The 26907-nt window shown below is 42.4% G+C and carries 20 protein-coding genes; 18 read left to right on the plus strand and 2 right to left on the minus strand.

All coding sequences use genetic code 11. From position 1 onward, the window contains the following. Positions 1 to 12 precede the first annotated feature (12 nt). Both C900_RS03445 and C900_RS03450 read left to right on the plus strand, forming a co-directional pair. Positions 13 to 1224, plus strand: coding sequence for a Pycsar system effector family protein (locus tag C900_RS03445; protein ID WP_009578203.1), 1212 nt, complete (start codon positions 13 to 15; stop codon positions 1222 to 1224). Positions 1225 to 1276: 52 nt separating this feature from the next. Beyond that, complete coding sequence (locus tag C900_RS03450) at positions 1277 to 4072, plus strand: BamA/TamA family outer membrane protein (protein WP_157493875.1); 2796 nt, start codon at positions 1277 to 1279, stop codon at positions 4070 to 4072. A gap of 499 nt (positions 4073 to 4571) precedes the next feature. Here the strand turns inward: C900_RS03450 and C900_RS03455 are convergent, their stop codons facing one another. Next, positions 4572 to 4880, minus strand: coding sequence for a hypothetical protein (locus tag C900_RS03455; RefSeq protein WP_009578206.1), 309 nt, complete (start codon positions 4878 to 4880; stop codon positions 4572 to 4574). 326 nt (positions 4881 to 5206) lie between these two features. On the opposite strand from C900_RS03455, the gene C900_RS03460 reads away from it, so the two are divergent. The 14 genes from C900_RS03460 (at position 5207) to C900_RS03525 (ending at position 21840) form a co-directional block, all read left to right on the plus strand. Continuing rightward, the gene (locus C900_RS03460; RefSeq protein WP_157493876.1) at positions 5207 to 5461 is read left to right on the plus strand and encodes a YtxH domain-containing protein; all 255 of its coding nucleotides are present in this window, start codon (positions 5207 to 5209) and stop codon (positions 5459 to 5461) included. A 47-nt stretch (positions 5462 to 5508) separates the two neighbouring features. Beyond that, complete coding sequence (locus C900_RS03465) at positions 5509 to 5694, plus strand: CsbD family protein (RefSeq protein WP_040495473.1); 186 nt, start codon at positions 5509 to 5511, stop codon at positions 5692 to 5694. Positions 5695 to 5826: 132 nt separating this feature from the next. Further along, positions 5827 to 6246 (plus strand): arsenate reductase family protein, encoded by a 420-nt coding sequence (locus C900_RS03470; protein ID WP_009578209.1) that lies wholly within the window; start codon positions 5827 to 5829, stop codon positions 6244 to 6246. 27 nt (positions 6247 to 6273) lie between these two features. Further along, a complete protein-coding gene (locus C900_RS03475; protein WP_157493877.1) occupies positions 6274 to 6741 on the plus strand; it encodes a sll1863 family stress response protein in 468 nt (155 codons plus the stop codon). Positions 6742 to 6868: 127 nt separating this feature from the next. Further along, positions 6869 to 7924 (plus strand): DNA topoisomerase IB, encoded by a 1056-nt coding sequence (locus tag C900_RS03480; RefSeq protein WP_009578211.1) that lies wholly within the window; start codon positions 6869 to 6871, stop codon positions 7922 to 7924. A gap of 163 nt (positions 7925 to 8087) precedes the next feature. Continuing rightward, positions 8088 to 8444, plus strand: coding sequence for a hypothetical protein (locus tag C900_RS03485; protein ID WP_009578212.1), 357 nt, complete (start codon positions 8088 to 8090; stop codon positions 8442 to 8444). Between the two features lie 60 nt (positions 8445 to 8504). Then, on the plus strand, positions 8505 to 9674 hold the full coding sequence (locus C900_RS03490) for a baeRF7 domain-containing protein (RefSeq protein ID WP_009578213.1): 1170 nt from the start codon (positions 8505 to 8507) through the stop codon (positions 9672 to 9674). Between the two features lie 163 nt (positions 9675 to 9837). Continuing rightward, positions 9838 to 10404, plus strand: a complete 567-nt coding sequence (locus tag C900_RS03495) for a type 1 glutamine amidotransferase domain-containing protein (protein ID WP_009578214.1) — start codon at positions 9838 to 9840, stop codon at positions 10402 to 10404. Between the two features lie 353 nt (positions 10405 to 10757). Continuing rightward, complete coding sequence (locus C900_RS03500) at positions 10758 to 11189, plus strand: Ohr family peroxiredoxin (RefSeq protein ID WP_009578215.1); 432 nt, start codon at positions 10758 to 10760, stop codon at positions 11187 to 11189. Beyond that, entirely contained in the window at positions 11186 to 11608 is a 423-nt protein-coding gene (locus tag C900_RS03505) for a pyridoxamine 5'-phosphate oxidase family protein (protein WP_009578216.1), read from the plus strand. The genes C900_RS03500 and C900_RS03505 overlap by 4 nt, the downstream gene beginning before the upstream one ends. A gap of 90 nt (positions 11609 to 11698) precedes the next feature. Then, positions 11699 to 16660, plus strand: coding sequence for a translocation/assembly module TamB domain-containing protein (locus C900_RS03510; RefSeq protein ID WP_009578217.1), 4962 nt, complete (start codon positions 11699 to 11701; stop codon positions 16658 to 16660). After that, positions 16657 to 18969 (plus strand): translocation and assembly module lipoprotein TamL, encoded by a 2313-nt coding sequence (gene tamL, locus C900_RS03515; RefSeq protein ID WP_009578218.1) that lies wholly within the window; start codon positions 16657 to 16659, stop codon positions 18967 to 18969. Before C900_RS03510 ends, tamL begins: the two co-directional genes overlap by 4 nt. A 132-nt stretch (positions 18970 to 19101) precedes the next feature. Beyond that, on the plus strand, positions 19102 to 19800 hold the full coding sequence (locus C900_RS03520) for a YiaD family glycine zipper/OmpA-like lipoprotein (RefSeq protein ID WP_009578219.1): 699 nt from the start codon (positions 19102 to 19104) through the stop codon (positions 19798 to 19800). Between the two features lie 180 nt (positions 19801 to 19980). Then, positions 19981 to 21840 carry a BamA/TamA family outer membrane protein gene (locus tag C900_RS03525; RefSeq protein ID WP_009578220.1) on the plus strand — a complete coding sequence of 620 codons (1860 nt, stop codon included), beginning with the start codon at positions 19981 to 19983 and terminating at the stop codon, positions 21838 to 21840. A gap of 573 nt (positions 21841 to 22413) precedes the next feature. Here the strand turns inward: C900_RS03525 and C900_RS03530 are convergent. Next, positions 22414 to 23028, minus strand: coding sequence for an arylesterase (locus C900_RS03530; RefSeq protein ID WP_009578222.1), 615 nt, complete (start codon positions 23026 to 23028; stop codon positions 22414 to 22416). A gap of 541 nt (positions 23029 to 23569) precedes the next feature. Here C900_RS03530 and C900_RS03540 point away from each other — a divergent pair. Together C900_RS03540 and C900_RS03545 are read left to right on the plus strand one after the other, a co-directional pair. Then, a complete protein-coding gene (locus C900_RS03540; RefSeq protein WP_009578223.1) occupies positions 23570 to 24262 on the plus strand; it encodes an ABC transporter ATP-binding protein in 693 nt (230 codons plus the stop codon). Next, positions 24262 to 26826, plus strand: a complete 2565-nt coding sequence (locus C900_RS03545; RefSeq protein ID WP_009578224.1) for an ABC transporter permease — start codon at positions 24262 to 24264, stop codon at positions 26824 to 26826. Before C900_RS03540 ends, C900_RS03545 begins: the two co-directional genes overlap by 1 nt. Positions 26827 to 26907: the final 81 nt, after the last annotated feature.

Below are 26907 nucleotides of genomic sequence, written 5' to 3' on the forward strand. Positions count from 1 at the left end.
TTCAGATAATTTATGGAAACAAAAGAGAAGGAAGAAAGGCAAGTAAAGAACGAGATACTCAAAAAAGCAGAGTCATTTGTGGAGGACCTGTTTAGAAACGATCTTCCTGAGAAGTTGCTGTATCATAATATGGCTCATACCGAGGAGGTAGCCGCTGTGTCGGAAGAATTAGGTATAGAAAGCGGGCTTAACAATGATGACCTTGAGGTGCTGATCTTATCAGGATGGTTTCATGACACCGGTTATATCAGGAAGTATAATGGTCATGAGGCAGAGAGTGTGAAGTACGCCAAAGAATTTTTTGCTAAAAATAACTATCCTGAAGAAAAGGTTAGTCAGGTTACCAAATTGATCATGAGTACTGTGGCTGGTCATGAGCCGGACGGGCTGCTGGAAGAGCTGCTGCACGATGCCGATATTGCTCATCTTGGGAGAAAGCGCTTTTTCAGAAAGGGGGAGCTTTTAAGGGTGGAGTTGGAAAATTTCAATAGTAAGAGTTATACCGAACTCGAGTGGGAAAAAAAGCAGTATAACTTTCTTGTAAGCAACTACTTTATTACTGAGGCCGCCAAAGAAAGGTTTGCCAAACGCAGGGTAAAGAATATCAAGAAACAGCGGCAGAACATTCTCAAAGCCAGAAAAGTAACGGTGCGAACTAATACCGGTAAAGATTTTGGGAGAGGAATAGATACGCTATACAGGGCGAATTACCGGAATCATATTAACCTTAGTGCTATTGCTGATGGTAAGGCTAATATGATGATCAGTATCAATACAATTCTTATTTCTGTAATTGTGACTTTATCAGGAGCCAGCCTGTCGGTTTCAAAAGGATTTGCGGTGGAGAATTTACGCTTTACTATCCCGATCATGACACTGCTGGTGGGAGCCTTGCTATCGGTGATCTTTGCAGTACTTTCTGCACGCCCGAAAGTGACCAGCAAAGAAGTAGATATGAATGATGTTAAGGAAAATAAGATCAGCTTGCTCTACTTCGGTAACTTTTTGGGCATTCCTAAAGAGGAGTTTGTTAACTACCTCAGCAACTTAAAAAAGGATCAAAAAAAATTATACGACAGCATGTCACTGGACCTTTACAACCTGGGTATTGTACTTAAGGAAAAGTACCGGCTGCTGACGATTTCATACAATGTTTTTATGCTCGGACTGGTGGTTACGGTTCTGGCGTTCATTTTCATATTCTTTGTTACCAATGCTAACTAGTGTCTGTAAGAAAATTCTAAGTGGCTTTAAGAAAACATTAAGGTCAAGGCCTGTGAAGTGCCAAAAAGCGGAGCGTACCGGGGTACGGGAGCATTTTTGGGACGAACATAACGCAGACATTGGCGTTTTCTTAGAGACCCTAACTAGAAAACTAGAAAATAGAAGGACTACACAAATCTCAGCCCGCCTGTATGGCGCTGTGTTTGTATTGCCGGTTGTGTTCTTGCTAATGTCGTGTACTATTTCAAAGCGTGTGCATAACGAATCAGTAAAGCAAGATATAATAGCGCGCAATGGTGAATCTCTTGTAATGGTCAAAGCTGGTGAGATTTACGAGGCCGGTAGTTTTAAGAGATTTATGCTGGGAGACCATTACCGGGATGTGTGGCTGACCCCGGTTGAGGTGCCTGTGCTGAACATGAAAGAGGAGAAAGGCGGCCTTGAGATCATAAAAAAGGGTGGTGGCATGCAGACCTTTTCACTCAAACTAAAGGGTGGAGATGGCAGGCTGTATTCGCTTCGCTCGCTGCAGAAAGATCCTACCCCTACGCTACCTTATGCCTTGAAATACTCATTTGCCGATGATCTGGTGCAGGATCAAATTTCAGCTTCTTTGCCTTATGGAGCATTCATCTTACCCTCTTTGGGTGATGCTGCAGGCATTTATCATACAAACCCGAAAATGGTCTATATACCTGACAGCCCTGAGTTGGGTAAGTACAGGGGAGATTTTGGCGGAGTGTTGGCAATGTTAGAGGAAGATGCAGATGAAGATTGGTCGGGCTATGAAGATTTTGGAGGAACGAAAAATGCTGTGAGCACTGAAACGGTAAAGGAGGAGCTGATAAGTGATAATGACAATTATGTAGATCAGGAAAATTTCCTCAGGGCACGCTTGTTCGATATTTTGATCGGTGACTGGGACCGACATGACGGGCAATTTCGATGGGCGGAATTTGAAGACGATAAGAAGAAATACTATCGGCCTATCCCGGAAGACAGGGACAATATATTTTTTAAGTTCGATGGTTTTATTCCCTGGTGGGCCAGCCGAAAATGGGCACTAAGGAAGTTTCAGAACTTTGAGCCGGAGGTAAGGGATATGGCGGGCCTTAACTTTAATGCCAGGCATTTGGACAGAAGGTTTCTGACAGCTTTATCAAAAGAAGACTGGATCGAAATCGCAAAGGATCTGCAAAATCGACTCACGGATAGTGTTATAGAGCAGGCGGTGCAGGAGCTACCTGAGCAGGTATATAATATTACCGGAGAGGAACTCATTCATACTTTGAAGGCCCGAAGAAATAACCTCCATCAGTTTGCATTGGAGTATTACCTTATTCTGGCCAAAGAGGTAGATATACTGGGGAGTGATAAAAACGAGTATGTAGAAGTGGTAAGAAGCAACAATAAAGCAAGGGTGACCATGTACGATGCTTCAGACGGTGGAGAGAAAAAAGACAAGATCTATGACCGCGTTTTTTATGCCGATGAAACAGATGAGGTCAGGATATATGGCTTTGGCGATGAAGATTTTTTCTATGTTTCAGGTGAGGCCGATAGATCACCGCTTATCAGAATCATTGGAGGTGAAGATGAAGATGTGTTTGTTGACTCTTCCCGTGTGGATGGCTGGTCGAGGAAGACGATTTATTATGACACGAAAAATAACGACCCCTTGCAGGTGGAAGAAGATAATAAAGTAGAAGACGGGAAAGAAACAAAACTTAAATTGTCGCCCAACCCGGGCATTAACCTTTATAACTATACAGGTTTTGAATATGGAAGCGTTGCCCCTACCCTCTATTTTGGTGTGAATAACGATGACGGTCTCTTTTTCGGTGGGGGAGTGGTTATTACCCATCACGCGTTCAGAAAGGAACCATATGCCGGTAAGCAGCGCATTGTAGCTAATTTTGCCCCTAAAACAGGCGCCTGGAACTTTAAGTATGACGGAGACTTCACTAATGTATTAGGTGATCTCGGAATGAATCTTGACCTGGTGGTTAGGGCTCCCAATTTTTTTACCAATTTTTACGGTTATGGCAATGAGACAATGGCTTTTACTGATGACGATGAATTTTATGAAGCTCGCTTTGAGGAAGCACTTTTTTATCCTGGTTTGCAACTAAAGCCCCGGGAAAGCCACACCACCATAAAGTTTGGCCCTGTTTACCAATATGCCAAAGTACATTCCGGCAATGGAGAAACCAGTTATATTGACATTATTGGCCCCATATTGGATCCCCATATTTTCGAAGCAAGTCATTTCGGAGGTTTCAGGTTTGCGGCAGACATTCGCACTACGAATATTGAGCACAAGCCGGAAAAAGGAATTCGCTGGCTGACAGAACTTAGCTGGCTGGGTGAGTTGAATAATGATAATAGCAAGTTAAGTAAGCTGAGAAGTGAATTTAGCGCTTATTATACCGTAGACATTCCTTTCGAAACTACCTTTGCCGTGCGCGTAGGTGGGTCAACCATTTCCGGGGATTTCAATTTTTATCAGGCCAGTACTATCGGAGGAAATACAGGAATAAACCGTTTGGGAAATGTTAGGGGTTATGGCCGCGATAGATTTGCAGGCAGGAGTAGCATCTATCAAAACAATGAGATCAGAATGCGGCTGCTAAAGGTGCCATTTTATTATATGCCCTTCGAAATCGGAATATCGGCACACCTGGATCAGGGACGGGTATGGATCGATGGTGAGGAGTCAGATAAGTGGCATAGAGGTGTTGGCGGAGGATTATGGATCACACCCTTTGGAAGGTGGGTGTTTACCGCTGTATACACTAAAAGCGATGAAGAAGGTATTTATAATCTTAATTTAGGATTTCTATTTTAGTTGTCTGCGAGCCTGTTTCAAAAGTCAGTTTGTCATTCCAAACTTGATTGATTTGGAATCTCATAAAAATGAGTAGAATCTAATCGGGGATCCTGAATCAGGTTTGCCAATGGCAAGTTTTCATTACATGCTGATAGTCAGATGATAGCATCTTATTACTCAGTTTGTAACTTTTGTCTCTATTTTGACTTTTTCATAGCATATGTCTTACTTTTTTTGTTATCCCGAAAGCTTTAAAGCTTTCGGGATAACAAAAAAAGTCAAGGCTGTTAGCAAATGGCTAAATTTCAATGCCTGCGATGACAAATCACAAACTCGCCCCGTTTGAAACAACGGGGCACAAACAGTGTGATTTACAAGTGTATGTATGACATTGAAATTCTTAACGCCATTTCCTCAAGGCCGTTCAGGTAGCTTATCATTATACACAAAATCAACTAAAAGCTGTTGTTCTCCTCAGGATGACGTTAGAAGGAACTGGGCTCGATTTTCAATTTTATCAGGCTTCATACCGGGCATGACCCAAAAATTCCTCCAGATCAGTATCGCTTTCAGCTCCATAGGTATCGACTACACTACCCTTTTCCCCATCGGAGGTAACGATAGCATATAATATAGACATGTCCGCAGGATCTGAGTCGCCCTCAAAACGATACTCTTCTTTAATAGTTATGTCTTCGGCATTGTATGATTTATCCTTATTCATGGCATGCAGTTTTCCATCCCGATAGATGAAGTCGGTGTCGAAACCTTTCTTTTTCAGATCATCTATTACTTCCGATAATGGTTTAAGGTTATGTGTAGACATGGTGTTCTTAATTTTAAATGGCCAGATATTTATTATCCTCAAGTGCTAATCTTATGCCATATCTGAAGTGTGGCAGAAGCCACGAACTGATGGAAACTCCTCATTTGTAGTTCTACAGAATGTGGAACATCCTACCCGTTACGTTACTCATCAAATTTTGATCATGGGTATATTTTATTTGCAAATAACTGAAAGACAGCGCATTGTCAAAAGTATTTTCCTGAAGCTGCCTTTTGGTATATGTTTTTCACTAATGATTATGTATTAAAAAGCCGGTAAACGGTGAAAACAGTAACTAAAAACTTTTGAAAACTATGAGCAACAACATGAAAATACTAACCGGATTTGCGGTAGGAGCTCTTGCCGGAGCAGTTGCCGGATTGTTATTAGCACCGGAAAGTGGCCCACAAACCAGAAGAAAGTTGGGTCAGGAATCAGAAAAATTAAAGAATTCTCTGGCGCACTCACTAGCAGAAACGCTGGATGCCGCAAAAATAAAATATAATACGCTTCTTGATGAATATGCCAGAAAGAGCGAAAAAGCTGCAGTTAAAGCACGACAGTCAGCTAAGGTAGGCTGAACAATGCCCTGACAGCTCACGACATTAACCATTAAACAATATAAGCCATGAATGATTTGCAATTAAAAGGAAACTGGAACACAATAAAGGGTAAGATGAAGCAAAAGTATGGAGACCTTACTGATGATGATCTTACTTATGTAGAAGGTAAAGAGGATGAACTGCTCGGTAGGCTTCAAAAGAAAACAGGAAAGTCAAAAGAGGAGTTAAAAAGAGAAATAGAGAGGATCTGATAAATATGAACTGCGCAAAGTCCGGGCGTAGGGGGATATCTACGCCCGGACTTTACTATTTGAAGAATGAAAATCTTCGGGTATGGATGGTTACTGCATTGGCAATGAAATGCAGGATTAACACTGAGAAATATGAAAGCTAAAGAAAATGAAATACTGCTGATCTATAACTCTGAAAAGTATGAGGATAGAAAAGCCAAGGGCTATGCGGATACAATGAAGGACCATGCTTTGAATGAAAGGGATATATCGAAAAATAATCTCACAGAAACTCAAATTGCGGAAATAGCCAGAGATATGAATGTGGATATGAGTGTACTGATTGATAAAAATTCAGACACCTATTTACATCATTTGAAAGATAAAGGGTTTGCTGAAGCGGAGCTCACCAAACTGATGGTGAAAAACCCCGACTTGATAAAAACCCCTATTGCCTATATAGGATCTAGGGCCTTTTTTGTAGGATCGGCTTATGATTTTGTCAACGCTGATTTCGATATAGAAGGCGTTAGATCAAAAAAAGGAAATGTATTTGAAAAGAAGAGTGATTAATAATATTAATCTATAAAAATTACGACTATGAAAACGATTAAAAGTAAAATCTTAACAATGTCTATAGTGTGCTTTATGTTTGTTTTTGCCGTTCAGTGTAATAACCGTGATACTGCGTATAATGAAAACAATGATGAATTAAGCGAAGAATATGCAGAAGTAGAGGGTGATTTTAATGAAGAAAGAACGGAACTCAGAGAAGACCTGAATGAGCTCGTAGCTGATATTGACAGAAAACTTGTTGAGATCAATAATGAGATGAAAGAGGAAACAGGAGAGGCTCAGGTAGCGCTGGAGAGAACTCGTGATGACCTCGAAATGGAGAAGGAAAAGCTGCAAAGAAGAATGGAAAATGTGGAGCAAGCCACAGAAAATAACTGGAACGAGGTAAAACGTGATACCAGGCAGGCTTTTAACGATGTAAAAGACAAGTTGGATAAAGCCGGAGATGATATAGAAACGGCTTTTGAAGATGATAATGACCAGGAATATTAAAACAGAGTTTTAAACAAATAACCAACAACCACAATTATTCTGCACCTCTCCTGGCCGTAAGTATGTCAGGGAGGTGCAGTCTTAGTTTACCTGTATCATCAAGTTCTGCCCAGCCACGGAGATATCAATGACAGCACCCCACGATTGCCCGCCCAACCTTGTTTATATCTCCGATGAAGAGCCGGGATATTCACGTCAGAAACGGGGCAAAGGATTTATTTACCTGGATCATTCGGGAAAGAGGCTTCAGAATAGCCGCATCATTGAACGGATCAAGACCCTTGTGATACCTCCTATGTGGAGTAATGTATGGATATGCCCCTCCGAAAATGGACACCTGCAGGTTACCGGATATGATCAGAAGGGACGTAAGCAGTACATATATCATCAGGAGTGGGTGTTGCACAGACAGCGTACGAAATATGGAGATCTGGCTCATTTTGGCCGGGCTTTGCCTTTAATAAGAAGGCGACTGGAGGAGCACATCAAGCTAAGAAAATGGCCCAAGGAGAAGATACTTGCGATGGTAGTAATGATGCTCGATCAGCATTATATAAGAATAGGGAACAAGTATTATGAACAGGAAAATCATACTTATGGCCTTACAACACTCAGGCGCAAACACCTGAAGGAAAAAAACGGCAGGTTGTACCTCGACTATAAAGCCAAAAGTGGAAAATACAGGCACGTCAGGATCCAAAGCAAAAAGCTGGTGCGTCTTATCAGGCAAACCTCTGAACTACCTGGCTATGAAATATTTAGATATTTGGACGAAGACAATAAAAGCAGAAGGCTCGACTCACAGGACGTAAATCAATACCTACAGGAAATATCGGGACAATATTTTACCGCCAAAAACTTTCGAACCTGGGGGGGTACGGTGCTGGCTATTGGTTATTATGAAGATGTATTGCGGGAGATAAAGCAAAACCCCAGACTAAAACTGGAGACCAACCTCGTAAGAAAAGTAGCGGAGGCATTGGGAAATACAGTAGCTACCTGCAGAGAATATTACATTCACCCTAAGGTGCTTGAAGTGCTGATGAATGATCAACTGGCTAATTACAAAAAAATAAAGCTCAAAAATATAAAATATAAAAATGAGCTATCACCAAACGAACAACTTGCACTAAAAATAATAGAGAATGAAAAAGTGGAGACTCTGGCTGACCACATGCATTAATGGTAGGACTATTGCTGGTAAATTAAGTGCTGTGTAATGCGAACACCAGTCGTGGAACCAATTCTACGAATATACTTGACCAACACACCATACCTTTTCAAGAATGTCTTTTCATTTTGGCATAATATTAACGTGATACCTCTAGTACTAAAAATGAACCGCCATGAAAAACCTCCGGAACAAAATTCACCTTTCCAATATTTTGACCTGTATAAATGAAATCGACAATTACTGCGCAGACCTGACCCAGGAACAGATGCAGGATGAAGAGCTCCGAATGCTACTATACCGTAACCTGACTATGTTGGGAATGGAAGCTTCTCACGTACAACTGGAACACCCCTCTATTCGCACCCTTAAAAGTTTTGAAAAAGCTGACTACATCAATGGCCTGGGGCGGGATACATATGCCATCTTTAATTTTATTGTCAACGATCTTAGCTATTTGAAAAACATAGTTGTCGGCCTCGTCAACGGGAAAAAACGCTTAAGAGGTAAGAAAAAAATGGCTATGGCATAGGGTAGGTATGCTTTTTGGATTACTTAGGTAAAGTTTGAATACCAACTAATCCAAAGACATATGAACATATTTAAAAGATCCCAATTCCTAGAGCTGGCTGATGTGCATGCAGTGCATTGTGTTTCCATCTACATTACTACACATCGGGTATCAACCCCTGACAACCTTTACAAAGATAAGATGAGCCTCAAAAACAGGATTAAAGAAGCTGAGGCTCAACTACGTGGATACGGCCTCTCAGAGCAAGAGAGCCATGACTACCTTGCAAAGGCATATGAGCTTGTTGAAGACGAAGTGTTTTGGTCGCATTGTTCTGATGGCCTGGCTCTTTTCCTTTACAATGGTGATATACAATATCATACATTGCCATCAGCTTTTGATGAATTCACCTATGTATCAACACATCTGTACCTTAAGCCACTGGTAGAGTTTCTACACGGTGAAGGACGTCATTTTATCATGGCGCTAAGTCTGGGAAATGTACACTTCTATGAAGCCACCCGGCATACCATCACAGAAGTTAATACAGAAGGGTTAATACCTGAGGCCCTGGAAGAAGCTGTAGGAACGGATTATGAGCAAAAAACACTTCAGTACAGAAGTGGTCAGGGAGAGCGGGGAAACAGTGCGGGTATTTTTCATGGCCATGGGTCAGGAAACGACTCGGAAAGAAAAATGGAAGCCCAAAAATACTTCAGAGCTATTAATGATGGGCTTATGCAAATGCTGCATGATGAGAAAGCGCCACTGGTCATTGCATGCGTTGATTATCTATATCCTATTTATAAGGAGACCAACCACTATAAATATCTGTCAGAAAAGCATATTAGTGGCAACCATGACAAGTTGGATATTATGGAACTCAAAGAACGAGCGTGGGAAATTGTAAAGGATGGCTTTGAGCAGGAGAGGGCTACAGCAAAAGATAAATATGAACTGTTACTGAGTGGAGGAAAGGCGGCTTTCAATCCGGAGGAGGTTATCCCAGGAGCAATTATTGGCAGAGCGGAAACCCTTTTTCTAAAACGGGGAGCCTTGCTTTGGGGCACTTATGATAAAAATGAGAACAAAGTACACATCGACCAGATACAAAAGACCAATAATGCGGAACTCCTTAACAAAGCAGCGGTAGAAACAATAAAAAATGCCGGGGAGGTATACATTTTAGAGGAAGCCGACATGCCTGATAGCACTACTCCTGCCAACGCTGTATTCAGATACCAGATGTAGTGAAAATTCACAGGAATGTGTCATGATGTGTAGCGTTTTGCACATCTGCCTGATGATGAGATGGTGCAATAGCAGTGATAAAGCTCATTGTGATATTGGCATAATCTTTCCATCATTTGCAAGGTAATAGAAGTAATACAATGATCATTTAATCAAAAAAGCAATGGAAGATATACTTAGAAATAAAAAGGTAGCCATACTGGTTACAAACGGATTTGAAGAAGTAGAACTGACAGAGCCAAAGAGGGCATTGGAAAGAGCTGGTGCGGTAGCGCATATTGTTTCTCCTGAAAAGTCAAAAGTAAAAGCATGGGATAAGAAAGAGTGGGGTAAAGAATATAATGTGGACCAACCGCTGAACAACGCAGACCCAACGGATTATGATGCACTGTTACTTCCCGGTGGAGTGATCAACCCAGACCATTTACGAATGAACGCAAAGGCTGTGTCTTTTGTGAATCGTTTCATCGAAGACGGGAAGCCCATTGCAGCCATTTGTCATGGGCCATGGACACTTATAGAAACCGGTGCCCTGAAAGGACGCAGAGTTACTTCTTACGCGTCCATTAAGACAGATCTGATCAATGCAGGTGCAGATTGGGTTGACGAGGAGGTAGTCGTTGACCGCGGGTTAGTTACCAGTAGAAACCCGGGAGACATACCGGCATTCTGCAAAATGATGATAGAAGAATTTTCTGAGGGCGTGCATGAGGAACAAAAGACTTTATAGATAAATGACGGTTGTCTCAAAAAGTAACAAAAGTTGTAAACCATCATCTCTCCAGTTATAGAACTACAGAGGGAGTGATTAGGGGGGCATCAATACTATGAGTTAAGGTCGATTTAAAAGTCCTTCTCCTTTAGGAGAGGGATCTATGCACAAATTACTGCTCCAAAGGTGCATGGATCTCTCCCTCTGGTCCCCGATGGCAAGTTCGGGACATGCGGATGACTGTACTTCTTAGAAGATTTCTTTTCTTATTGTAATAACGGTTTATTTTGGGACAGCCTTTTTTATAATTATTTAATAAAAATACGGGTGCAAAGCGCCATTCACAATAGATTGAAAACACGAAGAAACTGATGAAACCCTTATATACAGCCGAAGTAGTCGCCCAGGGCGGCCGGTCGGGAAACGTAAAATCACAGGATGGAAACCTAAACCTCCAATTGTCTGTACCTGAGAGTATGGGAGGTGACGGAGCAGCCGGAACAAATCCCGAGCAACTTTTTGCAGCCGCTTACGGCCCCTGTTTTCTGGGTGCGTTGGAGTCGGTTGCAAAAAAAGAAAATATAGATCTGAACAACCCAAGAATTATTGTAAAAGCGTCTTTCAACGAAGATGGAGACGAATTTGCAATCTCAGCAGGGCTTAATGTCATTGATGAATCGGTTGAAGATGAGGTGCTGATACAACTTGTAAAAAAAACACACCAGGTTTGTCCGTATTCAAAAGCCATAAAGGGAAATATTGATGTAACTTTAACTGCAAACAAACTGGAAGTAGAGGCATGATAAATGATGGAGCAGAAGAATTAAGAGATGATATTGCTGCTATTGAGGTGGCCATGCTTACATTGAGTGATGAGCAGGGGCACCTCAATAGCTATCCCATGTATACTCTTCAACTCGATAGAGATGGAGTACTTTGGTTTTTTATAAGGCAGAGCACATTTCAATCCTCAAAAACTGAGTATGTGAACCTCAGCTACGCAGACCCGGGTTCTCATACTTACCTCTCCATTTCCGGCAGCGCCATCTGCAGGGAAGACCCGGAGTTAAAAAGAAAATTCTGGTCCCCGCTGTATGAGACATGGTTTCCAATGGGAGTCGACCATACTGATCTCTGTCTGTTAGCAGTTAAAATAGAAAAGGCCGATATTTGGGACCCGGAAACCGCTGCTATGAAAAATTTAATCAATATAAAGAGGTAAGGGTAAAGAGGTGATACATATCACTTTTGAGCCTTTTCTGTTATAGTAGTGGATATTGCTATATATGAGCTATAAGTGTATCTCCATAAAATGAGTACTAATAAGGCAAAGAGTGTATTATTAAAAATACTTAAAGGGATCGGTTGGTTCTTTCTGGGGCTAATTTTATTGCTTATTATCATTATCCTATCCTTGCGGATACCAAAAGTTCAGCAACTAATCACAGATGAGGCTGTTAAATTCTTCAAAAGCAAAGTAAATACAGAGGCCCGTATCGGACGCTTGTATGTAAATTTCCCCAAAACAATCATCATTGAAAACATCTATATCGAAGACTTAAAGGGCGATACGCTTGTTTACAGCCAGCGCATAGCTGTAGATACCGATCTGTGGGGGTTACTTGATAATCGCTTTGAGATCAATGATCTGGAGGTGGAAAAGCTCATTTCCAATATTTATAATACTTCAAACGACAGCACATTTAACTATCAGTTTATCATAGATGGATTTGCCGCTCCGTCTGACAGCACCCAGACCGCTACCTCTCAGGATACCACCGCACAACCTTTTACTTTTGCGATTTACGAAGCGACCATTAAGGATAGCAGAGTCGAATATAAGGATCTGTATAATGGAATGAAGCTCTCAGCGCACATTGGTGGATTTCATACCAGTTTGTCAGACTTTGACCTGGAAGAATTGATCATCAGTATTGACGAGATCACACTGACAGACAGCAAGGGGAAATTTGCCATACTTAAAAGTACCGAGTCAGATACCACTGCTGCGGAACAGGTTGTCAATATCTCTGGCAAGTCATTATTGGTGGATAATGTGGAATTCACCTTTGAGGATAAGCCGGGAGCGCTCAAAGTTTTTACGGATATCGGTCGTGTAGAAGGTGATATAAATGAGATAGATATTAACCGGCAGATCTACCGAATTGATAATATGGCCATACTTAACAGCTTCGTTTCTGTCGATCAGTTTTCCGGGGCTGATACAACAACCACAGCAGATACCGCGTCAACTGCCGCTATAGAGCTTTTGGCCAGCGTTAAAAAGGGGGCGATAAAAAATACATCGTTCAGATTTTATGACCATACGGCTCCTGCTGTTCAGGGATTTGACCCTGCTCATATGTGGTTTCGACAGGTAAATGCAGACTTTGAGGCTATAGAATTTAAAAACGGGTATGCACAGGGAGAAGTCAAACAGCTTTCAGCCAATGAAAAAGGGGGAATGACATTGAAGCAATTTCAAAGTGCTTTTAAATATGGCCCGGACGAATCATATGCCAATAATTTGAAGCTTGTCACAGACCGATCCAATATCAGTGCAGATCTTAGAGCAGGCTATCTCTCCATAGAAGCGCTGCAGAATGACCTTAAGGCTGTTGCAGTTGATGCAAAATTTTCAAGATCCAGAATAGACCTGCAGGATATCTTTTATTTTCAACCGGCTTTGAAGCAAAACATGCCTGCTTTGACCGAAAGATCCAGCCAGATAATTGTTGAAGGAGCCATAGAAGGTGAGCTGGCGGACCTGAATGTCCGGCAGCTTGAGTTGGAAGCCCTGCGCTCTACACATATGCAGATTACAGGCAATATCAAGGGACTACCCGATGCTGATAACCTGGCGTGGGATGTTGATCTCAAAGAGCTGATCACCTCCAGACGGGATATAAGCTCTGTGGTACCTGACACACTCATACCACCGGATATAAATCTACCCCGGCAGATCAGGGTGTCCGGTACATCGAAAGGGAGCATGTCCGATTTCAAGGCCAGGATAAAGATAGGTACATCTTATGGCGGAGCAGAGGCCAACGTGAGGCTAACAAAACAAACCCCGGAGTTGTATGCCTATGAAGGTCATATAGAGGCAGACAGCTTCAATCTGGGAGCTTTGCTCAATCAGGAGGCGCAGATGGGCGCTATATCATTAAATGCTGATGTAGATGGAGAGGGCTTTGACCCTGCAGACATGAAAGCAAAAATAAAGGGCAAAGTATCCTCTTTTGTTTATAATAGCTACAACTACAACAACCTGGATATTAATGGAAGGGTAGAGGGGATGCAGTTTCAGGGCGACCTGGCCATGGACGATCCGAACCTGGATTTCGACTTTCAGGGCCTGGTTAACCTCAATGACAGTATTCCGCAATACAGTTTCACCCTAAACCTGCAGGCGCTTGATATGCAGGCGCTCAACTTTTCTCAGGAAGACCTCAAGATAAGGGCCAGAGTAGTTTCCGATATCAGGGGCAGTACTATCCAAAACATTAACGGCACCCTGGAAATTGAAGATATGGTTATCAGCAGAGAGGAGGATATTTATCGGTTGGATACCTTCCTGCTGTCGGCTACTACGGACAAAGAGATTACGGATATCTCTATATTTTCTAATATCATAGATGCACAATTTAACGGTAACTTTGACCTAGCTACACTGCCGGAAGTGTTTGAAAAGCATATCAACAGATACTATTCTCTGACTGATGTACCGGATGTGTCAGAGCTTGCTCCTCAACAGTTTGACTTTAATATTAACATAAAGAGCCCGCTGTTTTTTTCCGAAATACTAATTCCCGGCCTGGAAGAATTCGAACCAGGGCCCATCAAAGGTTCGTACAATAGCGACCGATGGGCGCTTGATGTTACCGTAAATGTGCCGAAGATAGTATATACTGGCACCGCTGTAGATTCATTGAACATCCACGTCTACTCAAATGAAGAATATCTTGGCTATGAAACGAAAATCGCCAGTCTCGGCGCCGGGGCTATCGAGGTTGAAAACATTCACCTGACAGGAATTGTTGAAGCGGGGCACATCGAAACCGACCTGATGATAAAGGATGACACAGGTGAAAATAAGTATATGTTTGGCGGTATATTTATTAGCGGTGACGAATATTACCGTTTTCAATTTACCCCAGGGGAATTTATGCTCAACTATGAAGATTGGAAGGTTAAACCCAGCAATGCGATAGATTTTTATCCTTCGGGAATTTGGGTGCAAAACATGGTCCTCACCAAGGATGGTCAGCGGATAGCTGTTGAGTCTGCAATAAACCAGGAAAATGATAGCACATTAGCCGTGGGAATCACCGATTTTGATCTTAGCTTCATAGGGAAACTCGATGAAAGTGAGCAGTATCTGGTTGGAGGTATATTAGATGGCAACATCAACTTGATAATGGAAACTGCAAAATCTGCGTTTACTTCTGATCTGAATATTACTGATTTTAGCTTTAAGGGAGATACGCTTGGCAACGTCACCCTTCAGGCCGCTCAGGTGGAGGGAAACCGGTATAACCTGGACCTCGAGATTAAAAGTGAACTCAATAACCTGAAAGTGGATGGCTACTATTTGGCGGATAGCGTACCTGATATGCACTTTGATGTTGATCTTGTGCGACTGGAACTGGCCTCAATAGAGTCGTTTACTATGGGACAACTTCAGAATATGGATGGGTTTCTCACAGGCGACTTGCAGCTTAGAGGATCAATGAGCGATCCGGATATAATAGGTAATATCAGATTTAATGAAGCGTCATTCACTACGGCCTTTCTTGGAAGCCGGATGTCCATTGACAATGAAGTGATAACTTTTAACAGGGCCGGGATCACATTTAATGATTTTACTATAGCCGATGTAAATAACCATACTGCGCGCATCAACGGACGGGTGCTTACCAAAGACTATATTTTGTATGAACTTGACCTCAATGTCGTTACCAATGAATTCATGTTGCTGAACACCACAGAAGATCAAAATAAGCTGGTTTATGGGAAGGTTGAGGTGAACAGCAGAGCATCTATCAGGGGCACGTCAGCTAGTCCTGATATACAGCTAGAGGTAAGCCTTAAAGACGACAGTTACCTGACATATGTTATCCCGGAAGAAGAGATCCAGCTTCAGGAACGTGAAGGTGTAGTGGAGTTTTTTGACAAGGATCAGGAAAATGATCCTTTTTTACAGGAAAAAGAAGTGTCTGCTACAACAGATTCCCTCAAAAGTACTTTCAAGGGTATAGACCTTACGGCAAAAATAGATGTTAACCGAAGCAATACCTTTAGTGTAATTATTGATCCGGTCACGGGTGACAAGCTTACTGTTCAGGGTGATGCCAATCTTACCTTGGGTATCAAGCCATCTGGCGATATGACCCTCACTGGCAGGTATGAAGTACATAATGGTCAGTATAATCTGAATTTCTACGGCCTCGTCAAGAGGGAATTTGATATAGCCGAAGGCAGTTACCTGATCTGGACGGGCGATCCGTTAAATGCCCGTGTCGACATAACTGCCACTTATACTGTTTCTGCTGTGTACCAAAACCCGGGAAGTAATGAGGTTTCCAGTCAAAAAGTACCGTTCATTGTTTATCTGGATATAAAAAATGAACTGCTAAGCCCGGAGATATCTTTCCGCCTTGGTTTAGCTGAAAGTGCCGCGGCTTCCGGTGCACAGGCTTTTGTATCAACAGTGAACAAAAGTGAGAATGAACGTAATACCCAGGTGTTCTACTTGTTGCTTTTTAAGAGTACAAAAGACCTGGAGTCTTTCAGTACAACTGGTGGAGGGGGTAATATTGCCGAAGCTACTGCCAGAAGCAGTGCCAGCAGGATACTGAGCAATCAGCTCAACAGACTTGCCGGTAAGATCGAGGGTGTGGAGCTGAGTCTCGACCTGCAATCGTACAACACTACCGGGGCTTCCGGGGGCACAACTCAACTGGAGTTAGGGCTTTCCAAACAACTTTTTAACAACAGGGTCATAGTTAAAGTTGCTGGCAGTTTTGGTCTGGAAGGGCAGGAAGCTGAACAGCAGCAAAATCTGTCAGATTTTGCCGGAGATATAAAAGTGGAATACAAGATCACCGAAGATGGTCGCTACAGGTTAGTGGGATTCCGCCAAAATGAATATGACAACCTCTTGCAGGGTGAGATCATAAAAACAGGTGTGGGTATTATATTCGTTCGGGACTACGATGCTTTTAGAGAACTGTTCAGTATGAAGAAGGATAAAAAGGAAGGGGGCGAATGAGAACAGGAATTATATACTGCCTTTGCTTGTTTTCCCTGGTGTTTTTTGGCTGTAGCGGAGCTAAATACCTGAATGAAGGACAGAAATACTATGATGGAGCCACCATCAGGTTTAGGGCTGCCAAACCTGTAAAAGACAAGAGCAAAATTAAGCCGGAGATGGAAGAGATGCTCACTCCCAAACCCAATGCCAGGCTATTGGGCGCCAGACCAAAAGTGTGGTTTTATCACATAGCGGGCGAACCAAAAAAAGAAAAGGGGCTGAAGCACTGGATGAAGACCAAGCTGGGTGAAACCCCTGTTTACTTTTCAGATGTTGATATTTCAAGAAATATCAACTTACTGGAAAACAAATTGCATAATGAAGGTTTTTTCGATGCACACGTTGATCATGAGGTCCACGAAAAGAAAAACGCCAACACTATTACCTATAATGCCCATGTAAATGAGCCCTATAGATATGATACCATTCATTTTCCGGTTGGGGAAAGTTCTCTGGTCCGGGCCATCAGAGGCACCGGCGAAGAATCTCTGCTGGAAAAGCAGCAACGATATGATCTGGACCGGTTAAAAGAAGAAAGGCTGCGTATTGAAAAAGGCCTTAAAGATCAGGGATATTTTTATTTTGATGATCAATTTCTTTTATTCAGAGCAGATACCACTATTGGAAACAGAATGGTGGACCTGCACATGACCGTTAAGGAAGATACTCCCCCACAGGCAAAGCGATTCTTTAGAATAGGACAGGTAACAGTGTATCCCGAGTACCAGTTTGATAAAAGGAACACGTTGGGAGAACCGGATACCACCATCGTAGGCTATGTGCGGTATATACACAGTAAAGATGATTTCAAGCCAGAGATGATCATTAATCACGTAAGGATCAGAGAGGGTGATATATACACCAAAGAGGCAGAACTTGTTACACTCAACCGGCTCACCCAGCTTGACGTATTCAAATTTGTCAATGTAGATTTCACCCGCTCTTCAGATCATGAGCTGCAAACCGATATATATCTTACTCCTTTCAAAAAGAAATCCCTTAGGCTAGAGCTTCAGGCTGTGTCCACTTCCAATAATTTTGTGGGGCCCAACTTTATAGCCTCTTTTCGCAACAGAAATTTTCTGCGAGGGGCAGAGCTATTTGAATTTAACCTTACGGCCGGCTATGAATTTCAAATGGGCGGGCAGAAACAAGATCAGGATGCTAAACAGTCGTCATTAAATTCATATATTCTTGGTGCGGAAGGAATACTGACAGTACCCAGATTTATTACCCCCTTTGATATTGAGAATGTATCTTCAAGATTTGTTCCTCAGACCAGATTCAGATTGGGATACAGGCTGCTGCAGCGGGTGGATTTTTTCAGGCTCAATTCTTTTGAAATAGACTACGGGTTTTCCTGGCGGGAGACAGTCACCCGAAGGCATGAGTTATATCCCGTAAGCATCAAATTCATTCAATTAGGCAGTATATCCGATACTTTTAATGAAATTCTGGGGAACAATCAACTTCTGGCACGTAGCTATGAAGAGCAGTTTATTCTTGGCGCTGTCTATTCCTTTTTTTACAATTCTCAAGGCAAGGAAGGACGTGCGACCAGGACCCATAACTTCTATTTTAATGGCAACATTGATCTTTCAGGCAATCTTGCTCATCTGCTACAGTTAGGGGTCAGGAAAAAAGAAAATACTGATGATGACCCTTATACCCTGCTTGGGTCTCCATATTCACAATTTGTAAAGACAGACATTGATATAAGGCACTACTGGAGGTTTAGCAGATCATCAAGGCTTGCCTCCAGGTTAATTGCAGGCATAGGCTATGCCTACGGCAATTCGGTCGTGCTGCCATATACCAAACAATTTTCCATAGGAGGCTCCAGCAGTATCCGGGCTTTTAGACCAAGGTCCGTAGGTCCCGGTACTTTTGAAACTCCTGAGAATCTTAGATTTATAGATCAGACAGCCGATATTAAACTGGAGGGGAACGTAGAGTACCGGTTTGATATAGTAGGATCTTTCAAAGGCGCTGTTTTTGTAGATGCTGGAAATGTATGGACACTTAAAGAAGATGAGAACCGGCCCGGAGGCAGGTTTGATAGTGCAGAATTTTACAAACAGATAGCGGTAGGGACCGGGATAGGGCTTCGTTTTGATGTAGAGTTTTTTGTGATACGTTTTGATCTGGCCTTCCCTTTGAAAGTACCGTCAGACCCTAAATGGATGTTTAGTGAAATAGCCATACAAGACAGTGATTGGAGGCAGCAAAACCTCATATTAAATATTGCCATAGGTTATCCATTCTAAACAATCCGGGGATTTTATTCTACATTGGTTTCCATTATTACTCCTGTTATAGGTCAAAAAAAGCTTTTACAGAAGATTTTTTTTGGTACTTATTTTGGTGTAAGATATTAGAAATCAAAACCGAATGTAGTTATGGAATCAATAAAAAACAGACTTGTATCACTGATAACAGCAGTATTTATACTATTGGTCTTCGTGTTCAGTTCCTTTTTAATGTCCGGTTGTAAATCAGCAAGCAATACAGCGAAAGGCGGTGCCGTAGGCGCTGCAGCAGGTGGAGCTATTGGCGCCGCTATCGGTAGCGCTTCCGATAATACTGCGGTAGGCGCTATTATCGGAGCCGCTGTGGGTGGTTCAGCAGGGGCGCTGATTGGAAGAAGAATGGATAAACAGGCTGAGGAACTAAGGAGAGACCTGGAAGGTGCAGAAGTAGAAAGAGTTGGTGAGGGTATTAAGATCACCTTTGATTCAGGGTTATTGTTTGACGTAGACTCATATACACTTAAGCCAGCCACCAAACAAAATCTCACCGAACTGGCAGAGACGCTTAAAAAGTATGAAGACACGAATATCCTGATCGAAGGACATACAGACAATACCGGATCCGACAACTATAACCAAACCCTGTCGGAAAACAGAGCCGGAGCAGTAACTAACTATCTGACTGCCCAAGGCGTATCACGTAATAGGATCACAACCATGGGATATGGAGAATCGCAACCAATAGCTGACAATAGCACAACCAGTGGAAGAGATCAGAACAGAAGAGTAGAAGTGGCCATTTATGCTAATGAGAAAATGAAAAAAATGGCCGAAAGAGGAGAGCTATAATCCTGATTTAGAGAATTTAGCTTATATTAAAAACCCCAATGCTATCCCCGGTAAAGTTATCCGGGAGCAATGGGGTTTTTTCTATAGAGAAGGAGAGCGTTGAAACACCTGTTATTTTTCATTTTTGTCTTATGCATCTCAATACCGGCTGTCTCCCAGAAAAAGGGTAAGACGACAGGTATGGACAGCGTTCGTGTTAAGGGCAGAAGCTTTTTGATCCTGGCGGACTCATCTATATATATTGAAAAAGATACGGTTATTTTTCTCCCGGATTCTGTGGCCAGACAGCTTAGAAGAGATGAGACCAGGCGCAGCGATGAATTTTATAAAAGGTTAAAGGAGAGATTTTATAAAACAAGATTTACCCGCGAGTTGTATGACCTTCTTTTTGTAGATCCCAGTAAAAGCGCTAAGCCAAAAGAAACCACCTCTATAAGCAATGGTAACTACAAGAAATATGAAGGAAGAAGAATTAACCGCATCATTATAAAAAAACTGGAGGTTTTTGGTACCAGTATTCTTGACACCACCCGGCATTCAAAGGCCTGGGCTGCCAAAGTGGCCAATGATCTGCATGTTTACACCAGAAGCAGGATCATTAGGAATAATATCTTCTTTGCCGAAGGAGATAACATTAACCCTGATGCCCTGAGTGATAGTGAGCGTGTGCTTCGTAACCTGCCTTATGTAAGAGATGCCCGTATTTATGTTATCTCCGGAAGCGATTCGGAAGATGTAGAGGTACTGATCATTATAAAGGATATCTGGTCCATTTCAGGTGAGGTGAGCGTTGGGGGTTTCGATGCGGCTGATTTTGCCGTAATAGACAAAAATTTTCTTGGGCTGGGCCATGAGCTAAGAAATGAATTTCTTTATAACACTGATCACAGACCGGCCATAGGTTATAACGGAACTTATAGTATCAACAACATAAAAAACACCTTCATTACCGGAGAGGTTAATTTTGCACGCTCAGAACCACTGGACAGAGTTGGTATCAGGTTCTATAGAAATTTTATTACCCCGGAAATCAAATATGCCGGAGGTGTGGAGTTAAACAAGACCAATATCCTGCTCAAAAGGGAGTACCCCGATACCACCATTTCATTTCATACGGAGTTCAACCATCAGGATATGTGGGTAGGCAGATCCTGGCTGATCGATGCTAATGAAGATAAGGGTCGTACGAACTTACAACTGGCTGCCAGATATGACAGGGTGAGGTATCTCGACAGGCCTGTGGTTACCTCCGATACCAATCAAATGTTCTTTGATCGAAACCTCTACCTTTATTCATTTGGCATATCCAGAAGAGATTATGAAAAAAGCTCGCTGGTTCGTGGGTATGGAAGAACGGAGGATATCCCTAATGGCTATCTGCTGGAGTTTACAACCGGTAAAGAAAGCAATGAGTTTTATAACCGCGCATACATTGGATGGAGATTTTCCATAGGTAATTTTTATGGACGAACGGGCTATTTTCGACCTTCCATGGCCCTGGGCGGGTTTATCCGTAAAGGGCGTGTGGAACAGGGTACTTTTAAGACTACAATTGACTATTTTAGTCACTTATACCGGTTCAGAAGGGTTAATTTCAGGCAGTTCTTCAGACTTGATTATACTATTGGCATCAATCGTTTTCATGATGAATTTGTTAATATAAATAATGGCAGAGGTATACGCGGCCTGAGTGACACCTTCCTCAGGGGTACACGAAAAATTGCTTTAAGTGCGGAAACTGTAGCTTTTACGCCAATTTATGTCATTGGCTTCCGGTTTGCTTTTTTTGGATTCATTGATCTGGCCATGGTCAATTCAGAAAATAGCAAGCTGTTGAAAAATCCACTTTACCAGGGATATGGCATCGGCCTACGGTTGAGAAATGAAAATATGGCCTTTGAAGCCATACAGATCCGCCTGGCGTGGTATCCGGTTACGCCTCCCGACCAGTCTTCACTGGGTTTTGAACTCACCGGCCAGGAGCCATTGAGGATTCCCGATTTCCGCATAGAACGACCCGATGTATTAGAATTTAACTAGTGTTGAGTTAAGTGTACTGTGCCGTATAAGTTGCAGTTATTTTTGTTCCACGCAACGCAAAAAATATGAGCATAGCCATAGCTACGTAAGTATTTTTTAAGGCAGCATGGGACAAAAAGAACAAAGCTTGGTATGGCTAAAGTATGCTTAACTTAACACTAGTCTAGTGTGGTGATTGCTAAATTTGGTTTACTGAATTTTTGCCACTTCGTCCCGCCCTTTGGCGAGAACGTTTTCATAGAGACATTAACTAACGTGAGTTCGACATAAAATACTTAAAAATAGACGGTCATCCTATCCCGAAGGCTTTAAGGCTTTCGGGAGAAGGATCTTCCCAAGTTGTGATTAGTACCCTTGACCTTAGTAAGATTCTTCGTGCCTCCGCGAGGCAGGTTAGGCAAGTTCGGGGACCTTAAAAGGAGGTTTTCAGGTCTGTTTTTAGATACAAATACAATTTAATCGGTTCTACTATATCGAACTCACGTTAACTAAGAGCCGTAACTGCAGTAGAGCAGCCGTAAACTGTAAGCTGCAAAACAAAAACAGAGAACTGAGAACAAAGAACTGAGAACTCTAAAGCAACCCCTTTAACGCGTGATAAACATTGTCAGCCACAACCTCATGCCCTTTTACATTAGGGTGTATGCCATCCGCCAGGTTGAGATCACGATCGCCTGCCACACCTTCCAGCAGGAAGGGGATAAGCAGTGCATCATTTTTTTTGGCGAGTTCCGGGAATATACTCTTAAATTCTTTTGAATAATCCTGCCCCAGGTTGGGGGGCACCATCATACCCGCAATAACAATCTTTACATTCGGATTTTTTGCCAGTACCTTATCAATAATACCTTGTAAATTCTTCTTTGTCTCTGCCGGAGGTAATCCTCGCAGGCCATCATTGGCACCTAGCTCAAGCACAAAAATGTCAACAGGTTGCCTCAGTATCCAATCAATGCGGCTTAAGCCACCAGCAGAAGTCTCGCCACTCAGCCCGGCGTTGATCACCCGGTACTTATGCGCTTTCGATTTCAGCTTATTTTCTATCAAAGCAGGAAAAGCCTGTTCTTTAGACAAACCATACCCGGCAGTAATACTATCTCCGAAAAAAATGATCGTTTTGTCCTGATCATTAAAGCTGAAAAATACTGAGGTTGAAAGTAAGAGAATGAATAATAATCTGAATTTCATTTTTTATAAGTTGTATTCCTCTAAATTTAATATAACGTGGTTCGATATAAAACACTTAAAAATAGGCGGTCATCCTGACGGGAGAAGGATCTTCCTAAGTGGTGAATAGTACCTTGAACTTAGCAGGATCCTTCATTCTTCCTGAATGACCCTTAAAATGAGGTTTTTGGCTCTGTTTTCAGATATCATACCTTCAATCGGTTCTACTATGTCGAACTCACCTTAATATACACAATAATAAGTAATCAAATTTTACACCAAAAAAATAACCACTCAAGGAAAACTGATAACCTATTGATGCGTTTAAACGCTTTATTAGTGAGTGTTTGTAAGAAAACGCCAATGTCTGCGTTACGCTCGCCCCAAAAAGGCTCTCGTACCTTAGTACGCTCCACTTTTTGGGACTTCGCAAGCCCTTGCTCTGCCGAAGCGGCTATGCAAAGGCGAGCTAGACCTTGGCGTTTTCTTAAAGCCACTTAGAGTTTTCTTAGAGACACCAGTTAGTCAGCAATGTTACGATGTTAGAAATATTAAAAAGCACATGTCAGATATCTTAGTTGTTCAGAATTTAAGCAAATCATTTTCATCGGGGAATAAAACACTGACCGTCCTTGATGATATTTCGTTTTCAGTGGAGGAAGGAGCCAGTGTTTCTATTGTAGGGCCATCGGGAAGCGGCAAAACCACATTGCTTGGCTTGTGTGCAGGACTGGATGTAGCCACGAGTGGTACTGTATCACTTGTAGGGATGAAGCTAAATGCCCTTGATGAGGATGATCGTGCATATGTCAGGAACCAGCATGTAGGATTTATTTTTCAAAATTTCCAGCTACTTCCTACGCTTACTGCATTGGAAAATGTAACCGTTCCGCTGGAGTTACGAGGAGAAAAAGGATTTAAACCTAAGGGTGAGGAGCTGTTGGATCGTGTTGGGCTGGGTGATAGGATGCAACATTATCCATCGCAGTTGTCAGGTGGAGAGCAGCAGCGGGTAGCTTTGGCACGAGCTTTTATCAGCTCGCCTAAAATACTTTTTGCAGATGAACCTACCGGTAACCTGGATGAAGATACGGCACACCACGTCACCGACATACTATTCAACATCAACAAAGAAGAAGGTACCACGCTGGTATTGGTTACTCACAACATGGAGCTGGCAGAAAACACAGAGCGTATCCTGCAGATACGAGGCGGTAAATTGGTTGCAGACAGAAAATCATTGACGGCTTCCTGATGGAGTATATCATTAAAATTAAAAAAGAGAAAAGGAACCTCCTGAAGGATAAATGGGTTTGGAAAATGGCCTATCGGGATGCCCGGAAAAATTTTGCACGTCTCTTTCTATTCATATCTTCCGTTATTATTGGCATTGCTGCCGTAGTGTCTATCAACTCTTTCAATGCCAATCTTCAAAGAAGTATTGATGAACAAGCCAAAGATTTGCTTGGTGCGGACCTGATTGTTAATGCCAATAACCCATTCGAGGAGGAATTACTTGCCGCCTTCGATTCCATACAGTCGCAGGAGCAGGCGGAAGAGGCCAATCTGGCATCTATGGCGATGTTCATGACCAGTACCCCAGGAACCAGGCTTATACGTATAGTGGCCTTAAGGGGTGGTTTTCCTTTTTATGGCGGAATTGAGACCTCCCCAGGAGATGCCTATAACATCATGAAGTCGGCTCCTTTTGTTATGGTAGATGAAAATCTGGCCAGCCAGTACGATGTGTCATCGGAGGATTCCGTGCAATTGGGTGGTATGGTCTTTCAGATTGCCGGAGAGGTAAGTAAAATACCGGGAGGAGGAGGTATACAATCCACTTTTACTCCATCTGTATACATTTCGCTCGACTATTTGGATAGTACCAACCTTGTGCAGTATGGCAGCCGGGTTAATTATAAGCGCTATTTTAAATTTGAAACTGAAGAACAGACGGAAGCAGCCATTGAAATACTGAAGCCAATTATCAGGAAATACGGGCATTCATATGAAACAGTGGATGGCCGCAAGGAAAATCTTGGTGAAGGATTCCGGAATCTTTACAGGTTTTTTAATCTCTTAGCTTTTATAGCCCTTATACTTGGATGCATAGGAGTGGCAAGCTCGGTACATATTTATGTAAGAGAAAAAAGGGAGACAGTAGCTGTTCTGCGTTGTATAGGAGCTTCTGGGTGGCAATCGTTTAATATTTTCTTTATTCAAACGGCCTTTCTCGGGCTTCTTGGCAGTGCTCTTGGTGTATCTCTCGGCCTGGCTATCCAATACCTTTTGCCTCAACTACTATCGGAGTTCATTCCTCTTAACCTGAATTTACAGATATCATGGAGCGCTGTTATCGAGGGACTTATATTAGGGGTGGTGATATCCCTGTTATTCTCTGTTCTTCCACTGGTTTCCGTGCGGTTTGTACCACCGCTAACGGTCCTCAGAACCAATTTTGAACCATTGAAGACAGTGTCGAAGGTTCGCATAACAGTGATTATTCTCATCTTGCTGTTTCCTTTTCTTTTTGCAGCTTACCAATCCGACAGCCTGATCATCGGGGCATCCTTTTTTGCAGCGCTGCTTATAGCATTTACAGCCCTTGCTACAGTAGCCATGCTCTTGATGAAAACAGTAAGAAGATTCTTTCCTTCCGGGTGGAGCTTTGTATGGAGACAGAGCCTTGCCAATCTTTTCAGACCTAATAACCAGACTGTAGTGCTGGTTGTAGTGATTGGACTGGGAGCTTTCCTGATGGCTACCCTTAACATCGTACAAAACAGCTTGCTCAATCAGGTGGAGTTTATAGGCGAGGAAAATCAGTCTAATACAATTTTATTTGATATTCAACCGGGGCAGAAAGAAGGGGTCGTTGAACTAACCAAAGAAAATGAGCTTCCGGTTCAGCAACTGGTTCCTATCATCACCTGTCGTATCAGTAGCATTAATGGAAAGTCCGTGTCAGAAATCCAGAATGATACTACGGATGCGATACCCAACTGGGCTATTACGAGAGAGTACCGGGTTACTTACCGGGATAGTCTCCATTCCGCTGAGACATTGGAAAGGGGCACTCTTCAGCACATTTCTAATGACTCTGTTTATGTCACCATTTCAGCAGGTATGCATGAAAACCTTCAGGTTGACATTGGCGACACTGTAGTTTTTGATATCCAAGGGGTGCCGGTAAGAACATATATCAGTGGTGTTAGGGATGTTGAGTGGCCTAAAGACCCTCCAAACTTTATCTTTGTATTTCCGCAAGGAGTGCTGGAGCAGGCTCCACAGATCTTTGTGCTGACTACCAGGATAGAGGGGCAGTCTCAGGCTAATAACTATCAACGTGAGTTGGTTACCCTGTTCCCCAACGTGTCGCTGATCGATCTCCGGTTGGTATTGTCTACCATTGATGAGTTTTTCGACAAAGTATCTTTTGTTATCCAGTTTATGGCACTTTTTAGTATTGTTACCGGTTTGGTGGTATTGGCAGGAGCCGTTATGAATAGCAAATACCTGCGCCTGAAGGAGAATGTGCTACTCAGGACAATCGGTGCCATGAAAAAGCAAATATGGGGCATGACCATACTGGAGTATGGGTATCTGGGCTTTTTTGCAGGACTCACCGGTATCGGCCTGTCGGTGCTTAGCGGATGGGCATTAGCAGTATTCTTTTTTGAGATCATATTTTTACCCGATTTTGTCAGTTTGATCTTGATCTGGTTAGGCATCATCTTGCTTACTATATTTGTAGGCTGGTTAAATACCCGGGATGTTATCAACCGGTCGCCATTGGAGGTACTGCGAAAAGAGGGATAGATTCATTATATTTATATGCTGTAAGATTGGCAACAATTGTCAATAAAAACTATCTGATTTGTAAATGCATCTGGTGAGGAA

This window comes from Fulvivirga imtechensis AK7 (assembly GCF_000331535.1).
In the GTDB taxonomy this organism is placed as follows: domain Bacteria; phylum Bacteroidota; class Bacteroidia; order Cytophagales; family Cyclobacteriaceae; genus Fulvivirga; species Fulvivirga imtechensis.

Bases quoted from the DNA above. Each gene is read 5' to 3' on its own strand.
- C900_RS03505 (WP_009578216.1), top strand. From the start codon at position 11,186: ATGATAAATGATGGAGCAGAAGAATTAAGAGATGATATTGCTGCTATT.
- C900_RS03510 (WP_009578217.1), top strand. From the start codon at position 11,699: ATGAGTACTAATAAGGCAAAGAGTGTATTATTAAAAATACTTAAAGGG.
- C900_RS03490 (WP_009578213.1), top strand. From the start codon at position 8,505: ATGAACATATTTAAAAGATCCCAATTCCTAGAGCTGGCTGATGTGCAT.
- C900_RS03455 (WP_009578206.1), bottom strand. From the start codon at position 4,880: ATGTCTACACATAACCTTAAACCATTATCGGAAGTAATAGATGATCTG.
- C900_RS03485 (WP_009578212.1), top strand. From the start codon at position 8,088: ATGAAAAACCTCCGGAACAAAATTCACCTTTCCAATATTTTGACCTGT.
- C900_RS03495 (WP_009578214.1), top strand. From the start codon at position 9,838: ATGGAAGATATACTTAGAAATAAAAAGGTAGCCATACTGGTTACAAAC.
- C900_RS03475 (WP_157493877.1), top strand. From the start codon at position 6,274: ATGAAAACGATTAAAAGTAAAATCTTAACAATGTCTATAGTGTGCTTT.
- C900_RS03480 (WP_009578211.1), top strand. From the start codon at position 6,869: ATGACAGCACCCCACGATTGCCCGCCCAACCTTGTTTATATCTCCGAT.
- C900_RS03530 (WP_009578222.1), bottom strand. From the start codon at position 23,028: ATGAAATTCAGATTATTATTCATTCTCTTACTTTCAACCTCAGTATTT.
- C900_RS03540 (WP_009578223.1), top strand. From the start codon at position 23,570: ATGTCAGATATCTTAGTTGTTCAGAATTTAAGCAAATCATTTTCATCG.
- C900_RS03520 (WP_009578219.1), top strand. From the start codon at position 19,102: ATGGAATCAATAAAAAACAGACTTGTATCACTGATAACAGCAGTATTT.
- C900_RS03525 (WP_009578220.1), top strand. From the start codon at position 19,981: ATGGACAGCGTTCGTGTTAAGGGCAGAAGCTTTTTGATCCTGGCGGAC.
- C900_RS03445 (WP_009578203.1), top strand. From the start codon at position 13: ATGGAAACAAAAGAGAAGGAAGAAAGGCAAGTAAAGAACGAGATACTC.
- C900_RS03545 (WP_009578224.1), top strand. From the start codon at position 24,262: ATGGAGTATATCATTAAAATTAAAAAAGAGAAAAGGAACCTCCTGAAG.
- C900_RS03470 (WP_009578209.1), top strand. From the start codon at position 5,827: ATGAAAGCTAAAGAAAATGAAATACTGCTGATCTATAACTCTGAAAAG.
- tamL (WP_009578218.1), top strand. From the start codon at position 16,657: ATGAGAACAGGAATTATATACTGCCTTTGCTTGTTTTCCCTGGTGTTT.
- C900_RS03465 (WP_040495473.1), top strand. From the start codon at position 5,509: ATGAATGATTTGCAATTAAAAGGAAACTGGAACACAATAAAGGGTAAG.
- C900_RS03500 (WP_009578215.1), top strand. From the start codon at position 10,758: ATGAAACCCTTATATACAGCCGAAGTAGTCGCCCAGGGCGGCCGGTCG.
- C900_RS03460 (WP_157493876.1), top strand. From the start codon at position 5,207: ATGAAAATACTAACCGGATTTGCGGTAGGAGCTCTTGCCGGAGCAGTT.